3 protein-coding genes are annotated in these 1,873 nt (G+C 63.8%); all 3 read left to right on the top strand.

Annotated features, from left to right (window positions below; translation table 11 throughout):
- On the top strand, nucleotides 1-396 hold a 396-nt coding region (locus tag H928_RS32240; protein WP_021026313.1), incomplete at its 5' end, for a hypothetical protein.
- A gap of 8 nt (nucleotides 397-404) precedes the next feature.
- Nucleotides 405-1,046, top strand: a complete 642-nt coding sequence (locus H928_RS0109680; RefSeq protein ID WP_021026312.1) for a hypothetical protein — start codon at nucleotides 405-407, stop codon at nucleotides 1,044-1,046.
- Nucleotides 1,046-1,873 (top strand): hypothetical protein (locus tag H928_RS26965; RefSeq protein WP_043339472.1); only part of this gene is annotated, 828 nt, incomplete at its 3' end. The genes H928_RS0109680 and H928_RS26965, both read left to right, overlap by 1 nt.

Here is a 1,873-nt window from a genome sequence, read left to right as displayed (position 1 = left end):
GCCCCCATCATGGATGGCTGCGTGCTGATGCTCTATGCCGGCAGCATGCCTGCCTCGGCTGACGCAGCGCTCGACAGCGCCACCTTGCTGGCCACCTACAGCTTGAACGGCACCGGTGACCCGCTCGCCTGGAGCGCCCCGGCCAATGGCTCGGTGTCCAAGGTGGCAGGCGATGTCTGGTCGGCTGTCGCGGTTGCCTCAGGCACACCCACGTTCTTCCGCTACCAAGCGCCCGATGACGATGGCACCTTGAGCAACACCCGCGTCCGGATGCAAGGTAAGGTGGGCCTGGTGTCAGACCCGAGCGCAGACCTGGCACTGAGCAGCCTGGCCATTGCCAATGGCGCGCCGCTGACCATTGATGCTGCAAGCGCCACGGTGCCGGCCAGCATGTAAGGGCAGCCATGACGCTGTTGGTAGATGCTGACTTTGGCGGGCCTGCGGGTAGCCGTATTGAGGGTCGCAACGCGGGGGTAGGGGCTGAGCTGCTGTGGGCGAGCGAGTGGGGCGACCCCACGCCGATCATGGATGGCATGGGCAACGTGATCCAGGAGGACTCTTCTGAAAGGGACGCCATCTTGTCGCTCCCGCCAGCCATGTTCACGGGGCCGTTCTCGGTAGCGCTGCGCTTAGCGGCCGTCAGCACAGGAGGGGATAGCCCCAATGTGATCACCGTGCGCATGGGCGGGTTGGATGTGTTCCTGATGAACCAACCCGGTGTCGGCGGCGCGATTACAGCAGGAGCCACCTTTGCTGGCATTGCCACCGTGGACGATGCCGTGGGCAAACAAATCTGGTACACCTTCGACCCGGTCGAGATGCGCATTGTCGCAGGCGTCGGTGAGGAGATTGGGCGTGAAGACGATGTGATTCTCAGCGCCTACGGGCCCATCTACTTCTCAGACACCAACCTCAAGCTGATCATGTATTCGGTGGAGGAGGGCGCCACGACCGTCAAGCTCAGCAATTTGAAGGTAGACGGCATCGGCTCGCTCAACATGCCCGATTTCTGGACGGAGTTCGCGGGCGCACGCGAAGTGCCCTGATGGACTACAGCAAGTTCCCCCACCACCGAGGCATGCCCCGCAGCCTGCAGGGCGAGCGACAGGCCAGGTTTCTGGACACCCTGGGCGCGCCGGCGCTGCACCATGCCAACCTCGATGGCAGCCGCTCGTCCAAGGTAGGCGGCCGTCTGTATGTCGATCCGGCGCAAGACCAGGCAGAGGACGGCTACTACAGCGCCGGGGCGGTGGGTGATGGCTCGATCCATGTTGTGGGCAGCCCAACGGCCCTGGGCGCGTTCCTCGATCGCGGCGTCTTTGGTAACTCGGCGGACTATGTGAACACCGACATCAGGCAGATGTTCTACTACGGTGCGGGGCTGGGCGCCATGATCCGGGTGGTCTACCGGGGCACCATGCCAGACTTTAACGGCATGCCATCCATCGTGGCGGGCGTGTCCGTGCACAAGACGCGCAACGGCCGCACCTTTGAGCAGGTCTACGAGACCTACGCCTCTGTGCCCTACGTCTCTGCGCTCCGTTCTTATAACGCGGCCATCTTCGCCACCGGGCCCACCTTGGTGCGCCAGGGCGTGGTGGGGTGGCGCTACATGGGCCTGGGCGCCGTGCAGTTCCTGGACGGCCAGTACCAGTTTGTCTACATCGTTGACGATGGGATCTCCCGAGGCTATGGCAACACCCTGACGATTGCCTGGCAGCTGCCGCTGCTGTTTGAGGCCTGGTCCACGGCGCCCGAGCAGCGCTTTGCACTGGGTAAATACCTGCGGCCCGAATACAGCCAGGCAGGGATGCCGCACCCGATCAATGTGGCCGCTTGCCCAGGGGTGGATTTCCAGTTCTCGGACGACTCG

The organism is Comamonas sp. B-9 (assembly GCF_000410635.1).
Taxonomy (GTDB): domain Bacteria; phylum Pseudomonadota; class Gammaproteobacteria; order Burkholderiales; family Burkholderiaceae_C; genus Comamonas.
This window is presented reverse-complemented; position numbering and strand designations above follow the sequence as displayed.

Bases quoted from the DNA above. Each gene is read 5' to 3' on its own strand.
- H928_RS0109680 (WP_021026312.1), top strand. From the start codon at position 405: ATGACGCTGTTGGTAGATGCTGACTTTGGCGGGCCTGCGGGTAGCCGT.